This window comes from Falsiphaeobacter marinintestinus (assembly GCF_007923355.1).
GTDB classification, from domain to species: domain Bacteria; phylum Pseudomonadota; class Alphaproteobacteria; order Rhodobacterales; family Rhodobacteraceae; genus Phaeobacter_A; species Phaeobacter_A marinintestinus.
The window spans coordinates 402,560-423,821 of the sequence record NZ_VOGO01000003.1 but is presented as its reverse complement, the minus strand read 5'-3'; the positions used below and the strand labels follow the sequence as shown (position 1 = coordinate 423,821).

General features: G+C 58.5%; 24 protein-coding genes and 1 tRNA gene. 13 read left to right on the top strand and 12 right to left on the bottom strand.

Annotated features, from left to right (window positions below; all coding sequences use genetic code 11):
- The first annotated feature begins 205 nt into the window (after positions 1–205).
- Positions 206–721, top strand: coding sequence for an outer membrane protein (locus tag FOY56_RS09250; protein ID WP_146345549.1), 516 nt, complete (start codon positions 206–208; stop codon positions 719–721).
- Positions 722–758: 37 nt separating this feature from the next.
- On the opposite strand, the gene FOY56_RS09245 is transcribed toward FOY56_RS09250, so the two are convergent.
- Positions 759–1,928 (bottom strand): pyridoxal phosphate-dependent aminotransferase, encoded by a 1,170-nt coding sequence (locus tag FOY56_RS09245; protein WP_146345548.1) that lies wholly within the window; start codon positions 1,926–1,928, stop codon positions 759–761.
- A 95-nt stretch (positions 1,929–2,023) separates the two neighbouring features.
- Positions 2,024–2,368 (bottom strand): MmcQ/YjbR family DNA-binding protein, encoded by a 345-nt coding sequence (locus FOY56_RS09240; RefSeq protein ID WP_146345547.1) that lies wholly within the window; start codon positions 2,366–2,368, stop codon positions 2,024–2,026.
- Positions 2,369–2,573: 205 nt separating this feature from the next.
- Between FOY56_RS09240 and cysS the strand changes: the two genes are divergently transcribed.
- The 5 genes from cysS (at position 2,574) to FOY56_RS09215 (ending at position 8,175) form a co-directional block, all read left to right on the top strand.
- Complete coding sequence (gene cysS / locus FOY56_RS09235; RefSeq protein ID WP_146345546.1) at positions 2,574–3,968, top strand: cysteine--tRNA ligase; 1,395 nt, start codon at positions 2,574–2,576, stop codon at positions 3,966–3,968.
- A 109-nt stretch (positions 3,969–4,077) separates the two neighbouring features.
- On the top strand, positions 4,078–5,691 hold the full coding sequence (gene cimA, locus FOY56_RS09230) for a citramalate synthase (RefSeq protein WP_146345545.1): 1,614 nt from the start codon (positions 4,078–4,080) through the stop codon (positions 5,689–5,691).
- A gap of 8 nt (positions 5,692–5,699) precedes the next feature.
- On the top strand, positions 5,700–6,425 hold the full coding sequence (locus FOY56_RS09225) for a class I SAM-dependent methyltransferase (RefSeq protein ID WP_146345679.1): 726 nt from the start codon (positions 5,700–5,702) through the stop codon (positions 6,423–6,425).
- 12 nt (positions 6,426–6,437) lie between these two features.
- Positions 6,438–7,409: an alpha/beta hydrolase gene (locus FOY56_RS09220; RefSeq protein WP_222434968.1), complete on the top strand. Its 972-nt coding sequence runs from the start codon at positions 6,438–6,440 to the stop codon at positions 7,407–7,409.
- Positions 7,399–8,175, top strand: a complete 777-nt coding sequence (locus FOY56_RS09215; RefSeq protein WP_146345544.1) for a squalene/phytoene synthase family protein — start codon at positions 7,399–7,401, stop codon at positions 8,173–8,175. Before FOY56_RS09220 ends, FOY56_RS09215 begins: the two co-directional genes overlap by 11 nt.
- Positions 8,176–8,209: 34 nt before the next feature.
- Here FOY56_RS09215 and FOY56_RS09210 read toward each other — a convergent pair whose 3' ends face one another.
- Positions 8,210–9,421 carry an MFS transporter gene (locus FOY56_RS09210; protein WP_146345543.1) on the bottom strand — a complete coding sequence of 404 codons (1,212 nt, stop codon included), beginning with the start codon at positions 9,419–9,421 and terminating at the stop codon, positions 8,210–8,212.
- An 82-nt stretch (positions 9,422–9,503) separates the two neighbouring features.
- Between FOY56_RS09210 and FOY56_RS09205 the strand changes: the two genes are divergently transcribed.
- From FOY56_RS09205 to FOY56_RS09195, 3 genes are read left to right on the top strand one after another with little or no spacing between them, the layout of a single operon-like run.
- Positions 9,504–10,136, top strand: coding sequence for a DNA-3-methyladenine glycosylase family protein (locus FOY56_RS09205; protein ID WP_146345542.1), 633 nt, complete (start codon positions 9,504–9,506; stop codon positions 10,134–10,136).
- Positions 10,133–10,798, top strand: coding sequence for an alpha/beta hydrolase (locus tag FOY56_RS09200; RefSeq protein ID WP_146345541.1), 666 nt, complete (start codon positions 10,133–10,135; stop codon positions 10,796–10,798). The genes FOY56_RS09205 and FOY56_RS09200 overlap by 4 nt, the downstream gene beginning before the upstream one ends.
- Before the next feature lies 1 nt (position 10,799).
- A complete protein-coding gene (locus FOY56_RS09195; protein WP_146345540.1) occupies positions 10,800–11,294 on the top strand; it encodes a GNAT family N-acetyltransferase in 495 nt (164 codons plus the stop codon).
- Positions 11,295–11,331: 37 nt separating this feature from the next.
- Here the strand turns inward: FOY56_RS09195 and FOY56_RS09190 are convergent, their stop codons facing one another.
- The gene (locus FOY56_RS09190; RefSeq protein WP_146345539.1) at positions 11,332–12,612 is read right to left on the bottom strand and encodes a calcium-binding protein; all 1,281 of its coding nucleotides are present in this window, start codon (positions 12,610–12,612) and stop codon (positions 11,332–11,334) included.
- 246 nt (positions 12,613–12,858) lie between these two features.
- Here FOY56_RS09190 and FOY56_RS09185 point away from each other — a divergent pair, with 246 nt between their 5' ends.
- Positions 12,859–13,161 (top strand): putative quinol monooxygenase, encoded by a 303-nt coding sequence (locus tag FOY56_RS09185; protein WP_146345538.1) that lies wholly within the window; start codon positions 12,859–12,861, stop codon positions 13,159–13,161.
- 2 nt (positions 13,162–13,163) lie between these two features.
- Here FOY56_RS09185 and FOY56_RS09180 read toward each other — a convergent pair whose 3' ends face one another.
- Both FOY56_RS09180 and FOY56_RS09175 read right to left on the bottom strand, forming a co-directional pair.
- Positions 13,164–14,735, bottom strand: coding sequence for an oleate hydratase (locus tag FOY56_RS09180; protein WP_146345537.1), 1,572 nt, complete (start codon positions 14,733–14,735; stop codon positions 13,164–13,166).
- 140 nt (positions 14,736–14,875) lie between these two features.
- A complete protein-coding gene (locus FOY56_RS09175) occupies positions 14,876–15,499 on the bottom strand; it encodes a pseudouridine synthase (protein WP_146345536.1) in 624 nt (207 codons plus the stop codon).
- Between the two features lie 227 nt (positions 15,500–15,726).
- On the opposite strand from FOY56_RS09175, the gene FOY56_RS09170 reads away from it, so the two are divergent.
- Complete coding sequence (locus FOY56_RS09170; protein ID WP_146345535.1) at positions 15,727–16,311, top strand: HNH endonuclease; 585 nt, start codon at positions 15,727–15,729, stop codon at positions 16,309–16,311.
- Positions 16,312–16,484: 173 nt separating this feature from the next.
- Here the strand turns inward: FOY56_RS09170 and FOY56_RS09165 are convergent, their stop codons facing one another.
- The 6 genes from FOY56_RS09165 to FOY56_RS09140 all read right to left on the bottom strand — a co-directional run bounded on the left by FOY56_RS09165 (position 16,485) and on the right by FOY56_RS09140 (position 20,118).
- Complete coding sequence (locus FOY56_RS09165) at positions 16,485–16,718, bottom strand: hypothetical protein (RefSeq protein ID WP_146345534.1); 234 nt, start codon at positions 16,716–16,718, stop codon at positions 16,485–16,487.
- Between the two features lie 136 nt (positions 16,719–16,854).
- Positions 16,855–17,127 (bottom strand): DUF982 domain-containing protein, encoded by a 273-nt coding sequence (locus tag FOY56_RS09160; RefSeq protein WP_146345533.1) that lies wholly within the window; start codon positions 17,125–17,127, stop codon positions 16,855–16,857.
- Positions 17,128–17,246: 119 nt separating this feature from the next.
- Positions 17,247–17,453 (bottom strand): cold-shock protein, encoded by a 207-nt coding sequence (locus FOY56_RS09155; RefSeq protein WP_146345532.1) that lies wholly within the window; start codon positions 17,451–17,453, stop codon positions 17,247–17,249.
- 241 nt (positions 17,454–17,694) lie between these two features.
- A complete protein-coding gene (locus FOY56_RS09150; RefSeq protein ID WP_146345531.1) occupies positions 17,695–18,153 on the bottom strand; it encodes a disulfide bond formation protein B in 459 nt (152 codons plus the stop codon).
- Entirely contained in the window at positions 18,153–18,731 is a 579-nt protein-coding gene (locus FOY56_RS09145; protein ID WP_146345530.1) for a YqaA family protein, read from the bottom strand. The genes FOY56_RS09150 and FOY56_RS09145 overlap by 1 nt, the downstream gene beginning before the upstream one ends.
- Positions 18,732–18,852: 121 nt before the next feature.
- Positions 18,853–20,118, bottom strand: coding sequence for a hypothetical protein (locus FOY56_RS09140; protein WP_146345529.1), 1,266 nt, complete (start codon positions 20,116–20,118; stop codon positions 18,853–18,855).
- Positions 20,119–20,414: 296 nt separating this feature from the next.
- Between FOY56_RS09140 and FOY56_RS09135 the strand changes: the two genes are divergently transcribed.
- A tRNA-Leu gene (locus FOY56_RS09135) sits at positions 20,415–20,500 on the top strand.
- A gap of 252 nt (positions 20,501–20,752) precedes the next feature.
- The gene (locus tag FOY56_RS09130; protein ID WP_146345528.1) at positions 20,753–21,256 is read left to right on the top strand and encodes a hypothetical protein; all 504 of its coding nucleotides are present in this window, start codon (positions 20,753–20,755) and stop codon (positions 21,254–21,256) included.
- Positions 21,257–21,262 lie beyond the last annotated feature (6 nt).

The following is a 21,262-nucleotide window of genomic DNA, read 5'->3' as shown; positions in this document are numbered from 1 at the left end:
TGCCGTTTTCTGACCGTGGCACGCTCAGGATTTTTTTTTGGCCAGAAGCGACGGAAACCTGCGCGCCCTGCGTTTCAGGATCAGCGTGGTGAAGATGAACCCGGTTGATCTGCAAGACAGGTTCAGGGCCGACGACACCCAACGCGAGATGAGCAGGACGCGCCCGATCCCAAACCCGGATCAATGGCGCAGATGGAGAAACACGATGAAAACGATCTTAGCTGCAATGACAGCCCTTACCCTTGTTGCCGCCCCCGCCATGGCCGGAGACTGGACCGGTGGGTATGTCGGTGCCGGTGTTGGCTGGGCCGATATTGACGGACCCGGCACGCTGAACGGAGACGACAGCACTTATGGCCTGCACCTGGGCTATGACTATGATTTTGGCGACTGGGTGGTCGGTGGTGAACTGGCGTACGACTGGGCCAATATCGATCTGGGAACAGGGGCCGGGACCGCCGACAACCTGGGCAGCCTCAAAATGAAGGCCGGATATGATTTCGGCGACGCACTGGGGTATGTCGTTCTAGGTGGCAGCCGTGCTTATACCTCGTTGGGGGACGACACCGGGCTGGTCTACGGCGTGGGCGTTGCTTACGCGATCAACGACCAATGGACGCTCAGCGGCGAAGTCCTGCGCCACGATTTCAACAACTTCAATGGCACCGGCGTTGACGCCGATGCTGACGTGATCCAGGTCCGGGCATCGTTCCGGTTCTGATCCCCCGGGCGGCAGGCATTGTTCAGATGCCTGCCGTTCAGACCATTCCGGCCGCGAAACCACACAGCGTTTCCAGTGCCTTGGCGAACGTCTGATCTTCGACCGTCATGGCAACGCGAATATGCCCGGCTGCCGCTTTTCCAAAGCTTTCTCCGGGCATTACGGCAATCTTGTGGGTGTCCAGCAAGGCATTGGCAAACTGTTCACCCGTCAGTCCGGTCGCGCGAATGTCCAGCATCAGGTACATCGCCCCTTGCGCCGGGATCAGGCCGACGGCGTTCTGCCCTTCAAGGATCTGCTTGGCCAGCAAACGCCGCCGCCGGAACGGGGCAGCAATTTCTTCTTCTAACCCGCCGTCTTCTGTCAGCGCATAAACGGCTGCGTCCTGAATGTACCCCGGCACACCATAGGTCGTGTGGGTCGCCAGGTTGATCATATGCTCAATAGCGGCTTCCGGGCCAATAACCCAGCCACAGCGTGATCCGGTCATGGCGTGGGATTTTGACATCGACCCGACCACCAGCGTGCGTTCGACCATGCCGGGCAGGGCGCGTGGCGATATATGTTCGCCCTCCCACACTTGCGTGTCATAAACCTCGTCCGAGATCAGCCACAGATCGTGATCAATGCAAACCTGCGCGATGCCTTCAAGCGTTTCGCGTGTATAGACGACGCCAGTCGGGTTGTTGGGCGAATTGATCAGCAATGATTTTGCGCCCTCTGCAACGGCTGCAATGTCCGCCGCGCGGGGTTGAAAGGCGTCGTCCGCATGGGCCTGAACGGCAACCGGGTTGGCGCCGACTCCGCGGATCGTTCCGGGGTAGGTGGCATAATAGGGATCAATGAACAGCGCCGTGTCGCCTTCGTCGCACACGGCATGATGCGAGGCAAACAACGCCGATTGGCCACCCGGAGTGATCAGAACGTTGTCGCGGGTTGTTGGGACACCAGTACGCTCGGCCACCCGGTTTGCCACCGTATCGCGCAACAGATTTGTACCCGGCATGATGGCATACCCGGTGTGTCCACCAGTGGCGGCCTGATGCATTGCGGTCAGGATTTTACGATCTGTCCGGATGTCATGTTCGCCGATGGTCAGTTCTATGATCGGCTCGCCAGCGTCGGCCATTTTGCGGGCGCGATTGAATACGTCCCAGCCGTCCGAACCACCGCCGTTCAAATGCGTGATACGATGGGAAAGTTGCATGGCCCGACTCCACTGTCTTGTTTCGCGCGGGAGAGGGCCAGAGGACCGCGAAATTGTCAATCGCGGACGCGGGGTGACAGATTCGAACCAAACGGTTATCCGCGCGGCGCCAACGCGGCCTGTGCTTTTTTGGTAAGACCCGATCGGACAATATCGTAAGATGCTTCCAAACGATGGCGCAGTTCATCCTCGGCGACGCCCCATGGCAGGTGAATCCAACTGCGATGGAAATAGGCGGCCTTTTCACCCACACCTGCGTCGATCAGCATGGTCGCGGTTTCAACATCGGGCGTTTTGACGGAGACACCGGTGTCCATCGTGCCAATGGAGGCAAACATCTTGCCGCCGATTTTCCATGCATCATGGCCGCCGCCCCATGGGTCGGAAATTTCTGCCCCGGGAAAAGTGGCACAGATGGCGTTTACAATGGCGCGTGTCATGAAACTCAACCTGCCGCAGATCGGTGTTCTGATCAACGGGGTTGGCGGGAAAGCTGCGACCTGCTATCAACGTGACATGAAACGGACCGCAATCAACATTTGCTGCATTACCGGCTGACATCGTCAGGCGGGCCGTTCATCTGTTTTCATCCATGATCGAACTTGGTAAGTCCGCCGCGGCACGTCGCCTGCGCTCGAGGACACTATGGTTGAGATCAAGCTATACAATACCAAGACACGGGCCAAAGAGGCCTTTGTACCAATCGACCCTGAAAACGTACGAATGTACGTCTGCGGGCCGACGGTCTACGACCGCGCGCATCTGGGCAATGCCCGGCCTGTCATCGTGTTTGACACGCTCTTCCGACTGCTGCGGCATGTCTTCGGGGAAGAGCACGTGACGTACGTGAGAAACTTCACCGACGTAGACGACAAGATCAACGCCACGGCGCTGGCGCGCAAAGAGGCGGGGGCAAACGGCACGTTGGAGGATCTGGTCAAGGAACGCTCGGACGAGACGATCGGCTGGTATCATGACGACATGGACGCGCTTGGCGCGATGCGGCCCAGTCAGGAACCGCGCGCGACAGAATACATCGCTGCGATGGTGATCATGATCGCTGATCTGATCGCGAAGGGCCACGCCTATGAGGCCGGAGGGCACGTGTTGTTCTCGGTCGACAGCTATAAAGACTATGGCAAACTGTCGGGTCGCACGGTCGATGACATGATCGCAGGGTCCCGCGTCGAAGTTGCGCCCTACAAGCGCAACCCGATGGATTTTGTCCTGTGGAAACCGTCCTCAGACGATCTGCCCGGTTGGGACAGCCCCTGGGGCCGGGGGCGTCCGGGCTGGCACATTGAATGCTCGGCCATGTCGTTCGAACTGCTGGGCGAAAGTTTCGACATTCACGGGGGCGGCAACGACCTGATGTTTCCGCATCACGAGAATGAAATCGCGCAAAGCCGCTGTGCCCATCCCGATGGGCATTTTGCGAATTATTGGCTGCACAACGAGATGTTGCAGGTCGAAGGAAAGAAGATGTCCAAATCACTGGGCAATTTCTTTACCGTCCATGATTTGCTGGATCAGGGCGTGCCGGGCGAAGTGATCCGCTTTGTGTTCCTGTCGACGCATTACCGCAAACCGATGGACTGGACGCAGAAAAAGGCGGATGAGGCAGCCGCCACACTGCGCAAGTGGCGGGCGCTGACGTCGGGCATCGAGCCCGCCGCCAGCGCGGCCCCCGCAGTAATCGCGGCGCTTGGGGATGACCTGAACACACCGGGGGCTTTGACCGAGTTGCACCGACTGGCTGGTGACGGAGCTGCGGCTGATCTTTTGGCGTCGGCCCGCGTGATGGGTCTTTTGACCGAAGACCTTGGAGCCTGGGTTGCACCGGTTGCAGATCTGTCTGTCTTTGCAGAGCGGTTGTCGGCCACGCGGGAGGCTGCAATGTTGAGCAAGGATTTTTCGGAGGTAGACCGGCTGAAGTCTGCATATCTGGATGCAGGTCTGGAAGTCCGGATGAGCAAGGCAGGTGTTGATCTTGTCCCGGGCGCCGGGTTCGACATGGACAAACTCAGGGCAGTCGAATGAGACGTGGTTCCTGGAGTAACTGGAGCAAGGGGGCTGTCTGCCCCCCGATCGCAGGCGATCTCCCCCCGAGGGAATTTAAGACAAGAAAGAAGCAGGAAGGGCGGGCGTGATGGCGGAACGGCTATATATCTATGACACCACGCTGCGGGACGGACAGCAGACCCAGGGTGTGCAGTTCTCGACTTCGGAAAAAGTACAGATCGCGCAGACGCTGGATGATCTGGGTGTCGATTACATCGAAGGCGGCTGGCCCGGAGCGAACCCGACGGATTCTGCGTTTTTTGACGAAGCCCCCAAGACACGGGCCCGGTTGACGGCCTTTGGCATGACCAAACGGGCCGGGCGATCGGCGGATAACGATGACGTGCTGGCGGCGGTGATGAACGCCGGGACACACGCGGTATGTTTGGTGGGAAAGACCCATGATTTTCATGTCGATGCAGCGCTGGGGATCACGCTGGACGAAAACCTTGAGAACATCCGCGCTTCGATTACGCATATTGTGGCTCAGGGGCGCGAAGCCCTGTTCGATGCCGAGCACTTCTTTGATGGATATAAGGCCAATCCGGATTATGCGCTGGCCTGTTGTCAGGCAGCGCTGAACGCTGGCGCGCGCTGGGTCGTGTTGTGTGACACCAATGGCGGCGCCTTGCCGGTAGAGGTCTATCGCATCGTGCGCGAGGTGATCGCGGCGGGCCTTCCTGGTGAGCGGTTGGGCATTCATACGCATGACGACACTGGTAACGCTGTGGCCTGCTCACTGTCGGCCATCGACGCGGGCGTGCGGCAGGTACAGGGAACGTTGAACGGGTTGGGGGAGCGTTGCGGCAATGCCAATCTGGTGACGCTGATTCCGATCCTGATGCTGAAAGAGCCTTATGCCAGCCAGTATGACATCGGGGTGTCGGGTGCGGCATTGCGCGGTCTGACCCGGGTCAGCCGCACATTGGACGATATCCTGAACCGGGTACCTGCCAAACAATCGGCCTTTGTCGGGGCCAGCGCCTTTGCGCACAAGGCCGGGTTGCACGCCAGTGCCATCGTCAAGAACCCGACAACTTATGAACATATCGACCCTGCGTTGGTTGGGAACGCGCGGATCGTGCCAATGTCGAACCAGGCCGGGCAGTCGAACCTGCGCAAGCGTTTGGCCGAGGCCGGACTGGACGTGGCCAAGGGTGATCCGGCACTGGGGCGGATTCTGGAGCGGGTGAAAGAGCGCGAAGCCGAAGGGTATTCCTATGACACCGCGCAGGCCAGTTTCGAAATTCTGGCGCGCAGAGAGCTGGGTCAGATTCCGAATTTCTTTGAGGTCAAACGCTATAAGGTCACCGTCGAACGGCGCAAGAACAAGTACAACAAGATGGTCAGCCTGTCGGAAGCGGTGGTCGTGGTGAAGGTCGATGGCGAAAAGAAGCTGTCTGTCAGTGAATCGATGGATGAGACCGGCAATGACCATGGGCCAGTGAATGCTTTGGCCAAGGCCCTCGCCAAAGACCTTGGGCGGTATTCTGCGGTGCTGGCTGATATGAAGCTTGTCGATTTCAAGGTGCGGATTACCCAAGGCGGAGTAGAGGCCGTGACCCGGGTCATCATCGACAGCGAAGACGGGCAGGGGCGGCGTTGGTCAACCGTGGGTGTCAGCGCCAACATCGTCGATGCCTCGTTCGAGGCCCTGCTGGACGCGATACAGTGGAAACTGGTACGCGACGTGAGGGGCTGACCGTGGATATGACCGCGTTCTTTCGGTTGCACGACGGGTTGCCGCGCGAAGGGCCCGGTAGTGCAGCGGACGTGCTTTGGGCCACATCGCGGGCCGCTACACTGGCCGATGCATCCATTCTGGACGCCGGTTGCGGGCCGGGGGGTGACGTGGCGGCGCTGTTGCAGGCCGCGCCAGACGGGCATGTTCTGGCATTGGATAGCCATCCGGGCTTTGTCGCTGACCTGAACAACCGCTTTGCCAATGATCCTCGCGTCACGGCGCGGTGCGGGGACATGATGGAGGCTGAGGGGCCTTTTGATCTGATCTGGTGCGCGGGGGCGATCTATTTTGTTGGTGTGACGCAGGCCTTGCAAGGGTGGCGATCTGCTCTCTCAAAGGGCGGTGCCATCGCGTTTTCCCAAGCGTGTCTGTTCAAGCCAGACCCGCCCGCAGAGGTCGATGCGCTGTTCGAAGGACTGCCGGTTGGCGATGCAGACCAGATCAGGGCCGAGATTGACGCTGCAGGATTTGAACTGATCGACAGTCGCCCGGTCTCGGATGACGGGTGGGAGGCCTATTATCAACCTCAGGAAGCCCGCATTGCAAAGCTTCGCCCAACCGCAGACCCCGCACTGACCAAGGTACTGGACGCAGCCGAGGTCGAAATGTCGGTGTGGCGCGCGCATCGCGATCATCTTGGATACCTTCTATGCGTCGTGAAACCGAAGCAGACAGTGCCAAATTGCGTCTGAGGAGGCGATGAATTGCTGACCATCCTTTGGTTTATCACCGTTGCCTTTCTGATCACCGTTGCCATTGCCGTCGGTCTGATCCTGTCCGAATGGCCCCGGCCTTTCAAAGGGTCTGGCGGGCTGAGCTTTCGCGATCTTCTGGGGCGCGTACGGGTCGACATGCCAATGCCTGACCCGGTGCCGATGCGCGACGGATACGAGCTTCTGGTGCGCGACTATGGGGCAACGCAGGGGCCATTGATCATTTTCGTACATGGATCGGGATGGAACGGGATGCAATTTGACCAACTGGCGTCGGGGCTTTCGGATCAGGGGCGCGTTCTGGTGCCCGATTTACGCGGGCATGGGGCGAATCCGGGCTTGCGCGGTGATATTCCCCATATCGGGCAACTGGAAGAAGACCTGAGTGACTTGATCGCCGCCTATCGGGAAGACGGGCAAAAAGTTGTTGTGATCGGCCACTCTTCGGGAGGCGGATTGGTGGTGCGCTTTGCCGGTGGCAAGTATGGTGCGCAGATGGATGCTGCTGTGCTTTTGGCGCCGTTCCTGAAGCACAACGCACCGACCACGCGGGACAATTCGGGTGGATGGGCGCAGCCTTTGACACGGCGGCTGATCGGTCTGAGCATGTTGAATGCGCTTCGCATTCAGGGGTTGAACCGGCTCAAGGTGATCACCTTCAACTTCCCGCCCGAGGTGCTGGAAGGGCCTTATGGTGATCTGGCCACAACGGCGTATTCCTATCGGCTGAACACCTCCTATGCGCCGCGCAGCAAGTATCTGGCGGATGTGGCCGCTTTGCCGCCGTTCCTTTTGATTGCTGGACGCGACGATGAGGCGTTCGTCGCAGACGGGTACGCCCCCTTGATGTCGGGGGCAACTGGCAAGGGCAGCTATTTGGTAGTGCCGGATCAGTCACATCTGGGTATCGTCGATGCGCCCCAGACCGAAGCCGCGATCATGGAGTTCCTGAATGGAGTTTAACGCCGATATCGGGGCTTGCGCGGCATTGGTGCAGCGGGCTGATCCGGACCGGTTTCGCGCGACGATGGCTGCACCGGTTTCGGCCCGTGCGAAGCTGTTTCCAATCTATGCGATGAATGTCGAAGTGGCCCGCGCGCCGTGGGTGACACAAGAGGCGATGATTGCCGAAATGCGCTTGCAATGGTGGCGCGATGCCTTGCTGGAAATCTCTGACGGCGATCAGGTGCGCCGGCACGAGGTCGTCACCCCCTTGTCATCTGTTCTGTTGCCAAATCTGTCCGAGGCATTGGACGGGCTGGTCCTGGCCCGGCGCTGGGACATCTATCGCGACCCGTTCGAAAGTCAGGCGGACTTGGATCGTTACATTGATCAGACATCGGGGACGTTGCTGTGGGCGGCGGTCAGGTCACTGGGCGACGCCGACGAATCCGTGGTCCGTGATTTCGGATATGCAGCGGGGGTGGCCAACTGGTTGCAAGCAGTTCCCGAGCTTGAGGCGCAAGGCCGGATTCCGCTTCTCGATGGTACGCAGGACGGGATCAAACGGCTGGCCAGAACTGCGCTTGAACGTCTGCAATCGGCGCGTGCGCAACGGGGCCGGATCTCGGCGGTTGCGTCCCCTGCGCTTTTGTCCGGGTGGCAAACGAAAGCCACCTTGAAACAGGCACTGAAAGACCCGGCAAGGGTCGCCAACGGTGCACTGGGGCAAAGCGAGGCCCGCAAGCGTCTGGGCCTGATGATCAAGGCTGCAACAGGGCGCTGGTGATCTTAAACCCGCGCCCTTTGATACAACGTGCCCGTCAGGCGGTGTTCTGACGCGGGCGCAGAACCAGCCAGATCAATGCGCCACCCGCCAGCATCAGGAACGGGGCCATCGCCATATTGACGGCTGTCCAGCCTTCCTGCGCGGTTCCGCCCGAACAGTTCATCAACCCGCCCGACGCTAGCGACGCCATTGTCACGCCGCCAAACACCAGCAAGTCGTTCAGACCCTGCATCCGGCCACGTTCATAGGTTTCATGTGCACCGGCAAGCATCGTGGTCGCACCAATAAAGCCAAAGTTCCAGCCGACCCCCAGCAAGATCAGCGCGATAAAGAAATGCTCAAGTTCGACACCCGACAGGGCAACCGCCCCGGCGGCGGCAAGAATCGCCAACCCGATGGCCATGATGCGTTCCACTCCGAACCGGGCGATCAGATGCCCGGTGAAAAAGCTGGGCACATACATTGCCAGCACGTGGCTGGTCACCACGTCTGCCGCGTCGCCAGCCGTATAGCCGCACCCAACGACGGCCAGCGGCGTCGATGTCATCACAAGGTTCATCAACGCATAGCTGACCATGGCACAAATCACCGCCACGGCGATCCGGGGCGTGGTGATCAATTCCCATCGCGAACGGCCACGCGGCTGATCGGCTGTGGGTGGCTTTGGCTTTGGGATGTCCAGCAGGAAAAACAGCAGCGAGCCGACAATGTTCAAAGCAATCACGGCCAGATAGGTCCCGAAAAACGGAATGACCATGGCCTGGGCGGTCACTTTGACCAGCTGCGGTCCGATGATCGCCGCGGCCAGACCACCTGCCATGACATAGGAAATCGCTTTGGGCCTGTAAGCATCTGACGCGGTATCGGCGGCAGCAAAGCGGTAAAACCCATGCGCGCTCATATAGACGCCGGTTATCAGGCTGCCCAACAGGAAGATCGGGAAGGACGACAGGTACAGCCCATAGGCCCCAACGGCCCCACCCAGCGCGCCTGCAAAAGCACCCAGCAGAAATCCGGCCCGACGCCCATATTTTTGCATGATGGCCGACACCGGAGTTGCGGCCAACATGGACCCCAACACGATCAACGAGATCGGCAATGTCGCGAAACACGCGTTCGATGCCAGCGACTGACCCGCCAGCCCGCCAATGGTAAAGATCATTGGCATCTGGGCGCCCAAAAGCGCTTGTGCCCCTACCAGTACGGCCACATTTCGCCGGGCCTTGGCGTCGTCAATTTGCTGCATGTCGATTGCGTAACTGTGAATGTGTTAAGAGGCAAGCTGCTTCGACTTGCACAGGCGCACAACCCGCGCCAAGGTCACGCACATGACAGTAGGCCGGATCATAGAAACCCCAGATTGCGTCGCAGAAGGCGCGGATTGGTTAGCCCAATGTGACCCGCGCTTTGCGGCCGCGCTGACCGAAACCGGCCCGCTGCCATTGCGCCTGAAACCCGATGGGTTTGCCGAACTGCTCAGCGCGATTGTCAGCCAGCAGGTTTCAGTTGCCTCAGCCAACGCAATCTGGGGCCGCATGAAAGAGGCGCGTTTGACCGGGCCGCGCAAGATCATATGGGCCAGTGATGACGAATTGCGCTCTGTCGGATTGTCCCGCCAGAAAATCCGCTATGCAAGGGCGCTGGCCGACGCGCGGATTGATTATGACAGCCTGCGCACGGCTCCGACTGACGACGTGATCCGGCAACTGGTCGCTGTGCCTGGCATCGGGGCCTGGACGGCCGAGATCTATGCGATGTTCAGCCTGGGCCGTGCGGATGTGTTTGCGCCGGGCGATCTGGCCTTGCAGGAATCTGCCCGTGTTTTGTTCGATTTGCCGGACAGACCCAAGGAAAAAGCGTTACGCCAGATGGCCGAAGACTGGTCACCGTGGCGGTCGGTTGCGGCGCGGCTGTTATGGGCCTACTACCGCGTTGCAAAGAACAGGGAAGGTATCAGATGACTCGCGTACTTAACGCTGAACGCAAAGCGCCGGTGTCCGGTGAGACCCGGTCGGTCGTGGTGTTTCTGCATGGCTACGGCGCGAATGGTGCCGACTTGCTGGGGCTGGCCGACCCATTGGGGGAACATCTGCCCGATACGCTATTCATCGCGCCCGATGCTCCTGAAAACTGCGCCGGATCGCCGTTTGGGTTTCAGTGGTTCCCGATCCCTTGGATCGATAACTCCAGCGAAGAAGAATCCGAACGCGGGATGGCACAGGCCATCGACGATCTGAACGCCTTTCTGGACGCCCTGATGGTCGACGAAGACGTGCTGCCCGAACAGGTCGCTCTGTTTGGCTTTTCCCAAGGCACGATGATGAGCCTGCATGTCGCCCCGCGTCGCGACGACCCCGTTGCGGGAATCGTTGCGTTTTCGGGCCGTCTGCTGGCCCCCGAGACACTTGAGGACGACGTGGTCAGCCGCATGCCGATCCTGTTGGTTCATGGCGATCAGGATGACGTGGTGCCGGTTCAGTCTTTGCCCGAAGCCGCCGAGGCGCTTGACAAGGCCGGATTTCAGGACGTGTTCGCGCATGTCATGAAAGGCACAGGGCATGGAATTGCTCCAGACGGTCTGGGCGTGGCGCTGGCCTTTCTGCGGGACAAGCTGAGCTTCTGATATGGCGATACTTGTCCGTGCGATGGAACAGGGTGACGTGGCCGAGGCTTGCGCGCTTTTGAACGAGATTATCGCCATCGGCGGAACAACCGCGTTTCAAAGCGCCTTTGACGATAGCGGGTTCGCGACCGCGTTCCTGACCGACAACAGAGTAATCTGCTGTCATGTGGCGCTGGATGACGCGGGCCATGTGGCCGCGTTTCAATGGTTGGGAGTCAATCCGAACCTGCCGGTCGACTGCGCCGATATCGCCAGCTTTGCCCGGCAGACCGATCCGGTCAAAGGGGCGGGCAGGGCGATGTTTGCTGTGACGACCAAAGCGGCGCTCAGCGAAGGATACACGCAGATCAATGCTACGATCCGCGCCGATAATGCGCCCGGGCTTGGATACTATACTGCCATGGGGTTCAGAGATCACGACATCGCGCGGGCCAAGCCTTTGGCCGATGGCACCAGAGTTGATCGCGTGTCCAAGCGGTTTGATCTGACCGGCTAACCGCTCCGCGCCGTTCGGCGCGAAGCGGTATGTAAATTCAGATAATCAGGTCGCTGGCGTCCAGGTTGGCGATCCGGAAGTTCTCCAGAACGATCATGTCATCGCCGCCCAGATCAATCAGAACATCGCTGCCGAACTGTGATGCTGCTGCGATGACATCTGCGGCCGCCGCAAAGCCATAGTCAGACACATCCAGCATGTCCTGATTGTTGCGGAAATCGCGCACTGAGTCGACGTCTCCGCCCACTTCGAACACAAAGACATCGTTGCCCTGACGGCCCCAAAGGTCATCATTGCCCGCGCCACCTTTCAGGCTGTCGGCACCCAATCCACCGACCAAGGCATCGTTGCCGTTGCCGCCTTCCAGCCGGTCATTGCCGTTTCGGCCCGTCAGGAAATCGTCTCCGTCATCGCCGCGCAACCGGTTCGCGCCTGCATCGCCGCGAATGTCATCATCCCAGACGCTGCCGCGTACATTTTCAATGTTGACCACGGTGTCGATCTGATAACCGCTGGTATCGACGATCTGCCCCCTGGCCAGATCCGCCTCGATTCCGGTAAAGCCGCTACGATCTTCGTAATAGTTGTCCGAGTTATAGCTGACTTCGTCGATGCCGCCGCGCCCGTCTATATAATCGCTGCCTGTCAACGGGTTGAACCAGTTGTCATTTCCGTCACCGCGCAAGTCGTCCGAGAAGATACTCGCCCGGATCACCTCAATATTCACGATCGTGTCAGTATCACCAAAACCATCGCGCACCGTTCCGGCCGCCAGATCCGCTATGATTCCCAGACTACCGGAGCCATCGTTACTGTTGTAATCGCGAGCATAGTCCGCCCGGTCAAATCCCGAGCCCCCGTCGATAAAGTCGTTCCCGGCATACCCGCGGAAGGATTCCCAACCGTCGTTGGCCGCATTGCCGCCGATCAATGTGTCTGCACCGCTGCTTGCGTGCACATATTCGATGTCAATCAGTGTATCGGTCCCGCCGAATTCATCGGTCGCAGTGCCCAGGGCGAGGTTCACCGTAACGCCAACGTCGCCATAGTAATAGACATAGTCATAATCGGTTCCGCCGGTCCCGCCGTTCAGGATGTCGTTGCCAACACCGCCGTACAGATAGTCTTCGTCATCGCCACCAAAGATGCGGTCATTCCCGTCGCCGCCATCCATCCAGTCGTTGCCTTCGTCGCCGCGGATCGTGTCATTGCCGCCTTGCCCGTACAGGCTGTCATCCCCGCGTCGGCCGTTGATCGTGTCGTTTACGTTGCTGCCGAAGATCCTGTCGGTTGCAAAGGTTCCATTAAATAGTGGCACGTGGTCGTCCTCCCAAAAAATATTTCAATAAAAGGTGTTACCGGGAACAAACTATTCGATCAAGCTAAAGCGGCCTTTGATAATTCGCAAGAAATTTGCCGAAGCAAAGTCATGCTACACGCTTCTGTCGCGCCGTGTTAGCGTCTAACCTTTGATGCAAAAGGCCCGGTTGTTCGAAAAGGGTTTGCAGCTGTCCAGGCAGCGCCAGACCGGGACCCGACATGCAATTTTGGGAGGAGCCAAATAATGCTGATCGTTACAGGAATAATCGAATTAAATGCCGACAAGATCGGACCGGCGCAAGCTGCGGCAACAAAGATGATGGAGGAAACCCGAAAGGAACCGGGATGCATCGTCTATGAGTTTTCGCAACTGGTCGAAGCCCCCCACAAGTTCCGCGTTTACGAAGAGTGGGAGGACATGGAGGCACTCAAACTTCACGGCCAGACCGCGCATATGGCGGCGTTTCGCGAAGCTTTGGGCGATATCGGCGTCACCTCGCGCGAGATCTTTACAGTCTCAAACGGCGTCAAAGCGCCCTTGGGTTAAAGTCAGACTTCAAACAACACCCGCGCCGCTTTCAACAGCACTCTGGGGTCCCGGTCGGTTCGCACGACCGGGATCGGAGCGCTGTGTCCGGTCAGGGCATGAACAGCGGCGCGGGCGCTGCGAACCGAGTATTCAACGGTGAAAACCGTATCGCGTGGAAGCTCAACATATTGTCCCATCAGGGCAAAGTTTTCGGCCTCCTCGGGCTGGGTCTTGGGACGATCACCCGGGCAGCGTGGCATGAACTGACTGGTGATGTAGGGCATCCGGGCGGGGATCACCCTTGCCCCGTCGAACCAGTTGCGTTGCGCACCTGATGGCGCAAGCTGACCGCAGAGTTCATCCAGAATTTCATCACCCGTGGCCTGCCACATCGGTTTTTTCACATGATCGCCATTGCGATCCCCGCGCAAGCCATAGCCCCAAAGTACCACTGATCCGTCAGATTGCGCCCGGAAATGCGGTTGGTGGAACATCACGAATGACATCAGCCAGCCGCTGTCGCGGATTGTGACCAGTCCGCCGGTTCCGGTCGCGTTGCCGGTAAATCCTTCCAGCCAATCGCGAAAGTCGGGTCGGTTCATCGTCACTGTGAAGGACGTCCAGGCCGATTTGCCTATGTCATCCGCGAAAGCCCCGGGTGTGCCAAACCCTGAATGCGTTGACGCCAGATCACGCCACAGATCCCAGGACGGGCAGGGGCCGGGCTCCAATGATGGCGCCGTCGTGTTGCTGCCATAGGTGGCGCCGTCGGTCATGGATCCAAGCGTAATGAAAACCCGGTCATCGGCGGTCACCGCAACGTGCTTGCCATCGGCCATCTTAAGACCAACCACACGTCGGGCGTTGGCGTCGCCCTCGATTTCGACCTGCGAGATTGAGGTCGATGGATCAAACCGCGCGCCCTTTGTTTTCAGCCAGATAACGATCGGTGCGATCAGGCTGTCATACTGGTTGTACCGGGTTCGCAAGATCCCCTTGATCTGCGCAAACCCCGGGAACAAGTGAATGAATCTCTGCAGATAGCGTCGCATTTCGACCGCCGAATGCCAGGGCTGAAACGAAAACATTGTCGACCACATGATCCAGAAATTGCTGTCAAAGAACGTGCGGTCGAAACAGTTGGAAATCGTACGGTTGCCCAATCTCCGTTCGGGCGTCAGCAAGACCCGGTTCAACGCCAGAATGTCTGCTGGCGACAGCCCCAGATGGTCCATGTCTGCCTTTTGGCCATTGGCGACCAGCCGACAGTTCGAAGAGGCCTGAACCATTTCATTGAAAGCGAAGATGTCGTCCCTGGCCGAAATGCTCTGGTCGTCAGCGGACGGGATGCTTGAGAGCAAATCGAAGGTGTTCAGAAAGTTCGGCTCAAACATACGACCGCCGCGCGACAGAAACCCCGGACCGTCCGCGCCGGTCCCGTCAAGCGCACCGCCGGGCTGTGGCTGGTCGTCGAAAATCCGGATGCTTGATCCCGCCACGCCGGCGTCCCGGATCAGGAACACCGCCGCTGACAGGGCTGCAATGCCGCCTCCGATCATATAGTGAATTCCGCCGTCGACCTGCTGGCTCATTGTGCAATCCTCCCGTTGCGCCACATATTGCTATGCAAGTCTGACACGGTCCCGGCGGGCTGACCTTGCTCTGGCGCAAGGACGATCAGGATTTCCATGGAAGCAGGGCGCCCGCCTGTCCAAAGCCCGGGCAATCAAAGTCACCTGCGCGGTGATTTGCGTGTGTGGCGGGGTTTGTGGGAAGGGCCGCGTGGCGAAGGTGGTCCGGGGTCGACCGGTAGGTCCTGCCATATCCCAGGGGCCAATCCGTCAAGCGTCCATTCTCCGATCCGATACCGGATCAGACGCAGGGTCGGGTGGCCAATAGCAGCTGTCATCCGCCGCACCTGACGATTTCGACCTTCGCGGATGGTCAGCTCTATCCAGGTATCTGGCACCGACTTGCGCACCCGGATCGGAGGGGTGCGGGGCCACAATCCGTCAGGTTCATCAATCCGGCGGGCGTCTGCTGGTCGGGTCAACCCGTCTTTCAGCATTACTCCCTTCGCCAGTGCGTCAAGCGCGGCATTGTCTGGGGTGCCTTCGACCTGCACCCAATAGGTCTTGGCCAGCTTGTGCTTGGGGTCCGAAATCCGGGCTTGCAGCCGTCCGACATCGGTCAACAACATCAACCCTTCGCTGTCACGATCAAGCCGGCCGGCCGGATACACCCCGGGGCAGTCGATATAGTGCGACAGCGTTCGGCGCGGGCCGCCTTCGGTCCCGGCATCGGTAAACTGAGATAACACATCATAGGGTTTGTTGAAACGGATCAGGCGGGCCATGGCCAGATCCGCTACCTGAAACAGCGCCGGATGGGAACACCTGCTGCAATCTTGACCTTGTGAGAATGTCATGTGCCTGTCGCTTAATCACCCTAAACGTGCTTCGACATGTAGTGGAAACTACGGGCTTGCCAGCTGAGAACCACGATATATAGTTCCCGTGATGCTGGGGCGGGTTCCCCGCTCTGGTGCCGCAACTGGCAGACAGAGTGAGGGACGAGTCGCACATGGACGGAGACTTCAGGACAGAGTTCGTACGCGAACCCGGGATATTGAAACAATACCCGGCGCTGGTGTTGAACGCTGACTATCGCCCCTTATCCTATTACCCCTTGTCGCTATGGCCCTGGCAGGAGGCGGTCAAGGCGGCCTGGCTGGAGCGGGTGGACATCGTCGCCGAGTATGACGAGGTTGTCCGAAGCCCCAGTACACAGATCCGAATACCGTCGGTTGTTGTACTGAAAGACTATGTAAAACCCCAAAAGCGCGTGGCCTTCACGCGCTTTAATCTTTTTTTGAGGGACCAGTTTCGCTGCCAGTACTGCGGATCGAAAGGGGATCTGACGTTTGATCACGTCGTGCCGCGCGCTGCGGGTGGCGTGACGAGTTGGGAGAACGTGGTTGCGGCCTGTTCGCCTTGTAACTTGCGCAAAGGGTCGAAGTCATTGCGGCAGGCGAACATGGCATTGCGCAAACCGCCGAGACAACCCGGCGCGGAAGAACTGCGCAACACGGGCCGCAAGTTCCCGCCCAACCACCTGCATGACAGCTGGATCGATTTTCTTTACTGGGACGCCGAACTGGACGCGTAAACAGGGGTTTTGACCGTTTTGTACTTGGCCTGACATGGGAGTTGGCCGTTTTGTACAAAAGGCTTTGGACCCTGTTTAGATCTTCTAGGCGGCTGACCCGGACAGATCGCAGATGCGATGATCCCGTCCAACAGCCCGCAGGTGCGTCACAGAAACCTGGACCGATCCAGGGATCAGGACTGTGGTGCCTTGGGTGCTGCTTTGGCTTTGGGTTTGACCTTGGGCGCTTCGGGTTTGGAAAACGCCTCTCTTTCAAGACGGGCCTTGCGCAAACGATCTGTCTTGGCTTCGCGCTTTTCCATTTCCTCGTCAAGGATAAGCCGAACGGCGCGGGTGGTTTTATCGCCCAGTGTTTCCGCACGCGGAGCTGCGGGTTTGAACAACGTATTCTTTGTAAGTTTCGCCATCTTTCAATCTCCTAGAAGGGCAGATTGCCGGGGCTGGACTTTTGGCAAACTGGTTTTGGGTTGTCTGAATGGATTGGTGCCGGGGTCGGGACGTTGATAATCCCGAGCACGCTCAGCACACGGATGTTTAAGAGTTTCAGAAAACGGCGTCTGCTTCGGTCGCCACAGGTTTCATCTTGAAGCCAGCGGATTTCGCGGCTGAGACAAAAGCTTTGCGCGCTGCAGTCACGGTTACTAGACAATTCATCGCGGCATCGATCCGGTCGAGCGCATGTTCACGCCTGGAATCGGCAACTGGCCATTTTTTGTGGAGCCAGTAACAGGCTTGTTCGATTGTCGTAAATTTTTGAGTGCGCCCGTTCGGCGACACGATAAGTGTAATGGGTGTTCCCCAGTGAATTTCTATCAATTATTTCGTTCCATAGGTTGTCAGGATGACCATCTCCCAAGATCAGGGGGCATTGCACAAATCAAAGCGGGTGCTGCCTGAGGCAACTCCCGCCTTGGTGTTCAATTGGATGCGGGCTTTTAAGCCAGAGCGATATTGCTCGCGCTTTCACGACCGTCACGACCGCTTTCAAGGTCGAAGGTCACAGCTTGTCCATCGTCAAGCTGTTGAATGCCGGCGCGCTCCAGGGCGGAAATATGAACAAAAATGTCCTTTGATCCATGCTCGGGGGCAATAAAACCGAAACCTTTTTGAGTGTTGAACCATTTCACGGTGCCATTGGCCATCGTGATGTCTCCTAGATTTTTTGCCTTCCACATAATGTGACGGCTTGGCTCAGTGTCGACGTATGATCAACTGAGGCCGTTAGGAAACAGAGGGTCGTAGGAAGATGCTTTGCATTCCCTACCTATGTACGCATCACCGCGATTACCAGTGCCAGAGAAATAATAGTGTGACGTCTGCGTGTTTCGATGTGCTGTCAGGGACTGCCTTGTTTTGTCGTCAGAGCCCTGGGACGGCTTGCATTTACCGGCGATAGCGGGATGCGGCGATCCAGAGGATCGCGAGGCCGATGGACACAACCGCGTTCCAGCTGGCCATGCTGAGGCCGAGCATCTCCCACGGGACGTCGTCACAGCGCACCAGCGGGGCGGCCATGATCTGTTCGAGCAGCTGTTCGGGGGTGAGGTTGCTGACATCGCCTGCGGTGCAGGATGTCGGACCTTCCCACCAGTCGCGTTCGACTCCGGTGTGATAGATGCCGATGCCGGCGGTTGTAAGGGCGGCGAGCGCGCCGAGCAGGGGCAGGGCGGCACCGGGCAGGGCAAGGGCGACGAGGCCGATCACAACGGCGGCCGCATGGGGCCAGCGTTGCCAGAGGCACATCTTGCAGGGGGCCATATCGCCCAGATACTGAAACCCGAAGGCGCCCAGAAGCATCGCAGCCGAGCCGCCAGCGGCCAGAATAATCAGAAATCTACGCATCAGAGATATTTCACCGCGATAAAGCCGCCAACCAACAGAACGACGAACAGGGTAAACATAAGGCCCAGACGCTTTTCGATGAAGTCACGAATGGGAGCGCCGAAGAAATAGAGCAAGCCCGCGACAACGAAGAACCGCAGGGCCCGCGCCAGGATCGACGTCATAATGAAGGTGCCCAGCGGCATGGCCGTCCAGCCCGACATGATGGTGATCACCTTGTAGGGGAAGGGGGTGACGCCTGCGGTCAGCACCGCCCAGAACCCATAGTCATTGAACTTCTGGTTGAACGCTTCCATCGCGTGGGCCTTGCCCATGGCGGCGAGGATCGGCTGACCGATGCTCTCATAGGCGAAGGCACCGATGGCATAGCCCAGCAGTCCGCCCAGAACCGACGCAACCAGGGCAACGCCAGCGATGGCCCAGGCCTTGTGGGGGCGGGCGATGATCATCGGAATCATCAAGACATCGGGGGGAATCGGAAAGACCGAGCTTTCGATGAAAGCGACAAAGGCCAGCGCCCACATCGCATTTGGGCTTTCGGCCATGGCCAGCGTTTTTTCATAAGTGCGTTTCAGCATCACGTCAGTCCATCGCGCTGGCCGTTGGGGTGGTTCGGGTCAAACCACTCCTGTGGGGGGGCGTCAAGTGCAACAGACATGCGGGCTGGCGCCCGAGGTGGGCGCCAGCCAATGTCAGATGTCAATCAGCGCAAGGTAGCTGACACAGAGTATCGCCGGGGGTGCAGAAGCCAGGCACACATTGTGGGCCTTGGTAACCGGTGGGCGAATCCGGGATACAGGCGTAATCGGTGGTTGCGGTTGCACCTGTGCAATTCACGTTTTGCAGGCAGTTTTCCTGTGTCCCGGTACTGAACTGATACATAATCAGGCTGAATTGGACGCCTTCGGGGCTGCATGTGACTGTTCTGGATTCGGTTTTCGTAATCGACACAGTGCTTTGAAACGCTTCTGACGCTGCAAACGTACTTGCAACCGATTCGCCGACCTTTTCTCCGGTGCCGAGCACGCTGAAACTGTCCTCAATCGATAGGGTGACGGTCGCGCTCCAGGTTGCGGACGTGGACCAGGTATTTGTGCGGCTGGTGCCGACTGTGATCTCTTGGGAAAGCGTGCAGTCCGCACTCTGACAGGATTGAACCTGGTGCCAATAGCCGATTGTGCTGAGCGCCGATGGTGACACGGGCATCCAGTAGCAGCGCTTGGAGACCTGAACCGGATCGGGGGCGAAGGTGTCGTTATCGCAGGGATAGACCGGGTCATTTGCATGCAGGAACCGCCAGTTATAGGTGTTATCTGCGCCATATCGCATTAGCACGACATCTGTGGACTGAAGATCGCAATTCTGGCCTTCGGTGGCGCATTCGACGAGTGTGCTGCCGTCAGACAGGCTGTATGGGGCGGACGTGCTGTACTGACAGACTTTGTCAGGACCATCCAACGGGTTGTAACTGAAATAGTCGTTGGTGCAGGCCATCTGCGATACACCATCGCCGGACATCAGCGTGTACATCCATGTATCGTCAAGACCATAGCGGACCCAGTAGATTAGCCCGGTATCCGGCAGGGTGAACGTGTCACCTTCGTTTGCGACCGTGGAAAAGCTGTCAGAGGGGGCCACATCCAGGATATTGGTGGTGGTAAAGGCACATTGCTTGTCCTTGTCGTCGGCCGGGTTGCCCCAGAAATTGTTGCAAGCAATCCGGTTTAATCCCTGAGTGATGATGTACGTGTAATTTTCGTCCTCGCCATACCGCATGGTGATAACATCAACGCTGTCGTCCGGGTAACAGTGATCGCCCTGACTGGCACAGTTGATCCAGCTGGCACTTTGCAGTTGACCGGTTTGTTGGGCCGTAGCAGGGTCGTTGGATTCGGCCCAGGCAAGGGCGGGGGATAAGCCGCAGGCCAGCGCAATGCCGGCCGCGGCCAAGAGAAGCGTTTTCATGAAAGGTCCTTTCGCAAGACAGTGGTGACGTGTCGACAACTTTAAGGTGATTCCCGTTATACGGGAAATACTAAACCTAAGATTGTAAATATAGTTGGCGACGAGAGGTCTGCGGAGGCGGTTTTGGGGCGCAATTCGTTTCGGCACCAAACGAGTTGGTGCCGCGTTGCGGTTGCCCATCCTTTTGGTTGCGGCACAGCATGGTCCGGAGAAACCAAGGTGTGACTGGAACTTTGTCCGTGAAGATGACTTTTTCGCTGGACCTCCCGGTGCGGTTTGGGTACGCAGAGGACCGTGCCCAAGTGGCGGAATGGTAGACGCAGGGGATTCAAAATCCCCCGCCTTAACGGGCGTGCCGGTTCGAGTCCGGCCTTGGGTACCAACCTGATTTTAGGTTATAATCCGGCCTCTCAGAACCCCCTTACAGGGGGGTCTGGGTGTTCGTTATGGCTGCCGCCCCCCAGCCTTCCGGGTAGGCTCACAGGCTTGGGAAACCGGCAATGTCACATGTTTCTGGATGCCCACATCCGAAGGCCTGCAGACCCTGGTCCGACACATGGAAACGTTGACGGACCATCGGTGCAAGCCTATCACAAAAGGATATATAAAAAATTTTAGGGAGGTTGATTAGACTATGAAACTGACTTCGAATTCAGCCCTGGGCAAGGTTTTCGTTTCGCTGGCACTGGCTTTCTCACTTGGCAGCGCGCCGGCACTGGCAGGCGCGAACTTTCCGCTGCTGACACCCGATGAAACCACGGCTTATATGAACGCCCCGCAACCGGATGACGATCTTGCCGAAGACCGCGCCATTGCGATGGTGCGGGCAGATGGTCCGGGGATCCGCGTGGCTGCTCCATCTGGTTTCAAACTGCGCTCACCGGTGAATTTCGATATCCGGATTCAGCCTAAAGACGGCATTCCTGTCGTCATGTCGTCGCTGAAGATCGAATATCGGCTTGGCCCGATCTGGACGGACGTCACGGGCCGGTTGGCCGGGCATGGATCTGTCATCGGAACGCAACTGAAAGCCAATGGCGCGGATCTTCCGCTTGGCAAGCATCAGATCAGGCTGACGGTGACGGACAGCGAAAACCGCAAGACGCAGGCTGTCGTCAAGTTTGCCGTCGTCCAATAGCGTCTT

What these genes read in the sequence shown, in the direction of transcription:
- FOY56_RS09140 (WP_146345529.1), bottom strand. Translation starts at nt 20,118, where the DNA reads ATGAAAACGCTTCTCTTGGCCGCGGCCGGCATTGCGCTGGCCTGCGGC.
- FOY56_RS09195 (WP_146345540.1), top strand. Translation starts at nt 10,800, where the DNA reads ATGGCGATACTTGTCCGTGCGATGGAACAGGGTGACGTGGCCGAGGCT.
- cysS (WP_146345546.1), top strand. Translation starts at nt 2,574, where the DNA reads ATGGTTGAGATCAAGCTATACAATACCAAGACACGGGCCAAAGAGGCC.
- FOY56_RS09180 (WP_146345537.1), bottom strand. Translation starts at nt 14,735, where the DNA reads ATGAGCCAGCAGGTCGACGGCGGAATTCACTATATGATCGGAGGCGGC.
- FOY56_RS09145 (WP_146345530.1), bottom strand. Translation starts at nt 18,731, where the DNA reads ATGCTGAAACGCACTTATGAAAAAACGCTGGCCATGGCCGAAAGCCCA.
- FOY56_RS09210 (WP_146345543.1), bottom strand. Translation starts at nt 9,421, where the DNA reads ATGCAGCAAATTGACGACGCCAAGGCCCGGCGAAATGTGGCCGTACTG.
- FOY56_RS09130 (WP_146345528.1), top strand. Translation starts at nt 20,753, where the DNA reads ATGAAACTGACTTCGAATTCAGCCCTGGGCAAGGTTTTCGTTTCGCTG.
- FOY56_RS09155 (WP_146345532.1), bottom strand. Translation starts at nt 17,453, where the DNA reads ATGGCCAATGGCACCGTGAAATGGTTCAACACTCAAAAAGGTTTCGGT.
- FOY56_RS09170 (WP_146345535.1), top strand. Translation starts at nt 15,727, where the DNA reads ATGGACGGAGACTTCAGGACAGAGTTCGTACGCGAACCCGGGATATTG.
- FOY56_RS09215 (WP_146345544.1), top strand. Translation starts at nt 7,399, where the DNA reads ATGGAGTTTAACGCCGATATCGGGGCTTGCGCGGCATTGGTGCAGCGG.
- FOY56_RS09245 (WP_146345548.1), bottom strand. Translation starts at nt 1,928, where the DNA reads ATGCAACTTTCCCATCGTATCACGCATTTGAACGGCGGTGGTTCGGAC.
- cimA (WP_146345545.1), top strand. Translation starts at nt 4,078, where the DNA reads ATGGCGGAACGGCTATATATCTATGACACCACGCTGCGGGACGGACAG.
- FOY56_RS09250 (WP_146345549.1), top strand. Translation starts at nt 206, where the DNA reads ATGAAAACGATCTTAGCTGCAATGACAGCCCTTACCCTTGTTGCCGCC.
- FOY56_RS09185 (WP_146345538.1), top strand. Translation starts at nt 12,859, where the DNA reads ATGCTGATCGTTACAGGAATAATCGAATTAAATGCCGACAAGATCGGA.
- FOY56_RS09205 (WP_146345542.1), top strand. Translation starts at nt 9,504, where the DNA reads ATGACAGTAGGCCGGATCATAGAAACCCCAGATTGCGTCGCAGAAGGC.
- FOY56_RS09175 (WP_146345536.1), bottom strand. Translation starts at nt 15,499, where the DNA reads ATGGCCCGCCTGATCCGTTTCAACAAACCCTATGATGTGTTATCTCAG.
- FOY56_RS09150 (WP_146345531.1), bottom strand. Translation starts at nt 18,153, where the DNA reads ATGCGTAGATTTCTGATTATTCTGGCCGCTGGCGGCTCGGCTGCGATG.
- FOY56_RS09225 (WP_146345679.1), top strand. Translation starts at nt 5,700, where the DNA reads ATGACCGCGTTCTTTCGGTTGCACGACGGGTTGCCGCGCGAAGGGCCC.
- FOY56_RS09165 (WP_146345534.1), bottom strand. Translation starts at nt 16,718, where the DNA reads ATGGCGAAACTTACAAAGAATACGTTGTTCAAACCCGCAGCTCCGCGT.
- FOY56_RS09200 (WP_146345541.1), top strand. Translation starts at nt 10,133, where the DNA reads ATGACTCGCGTACTTAACGCTGAACGCAAAGCGCCGGTGTCCGGTGAG.
- FOY56_RS09240 (WP_146345547.1), bottom strand. Translation starts at nt 2,368, where the DNA reads ATGACACGCGCCATTGTAAACGCCATCTGTGCCACTTTTCCCGGGGCA.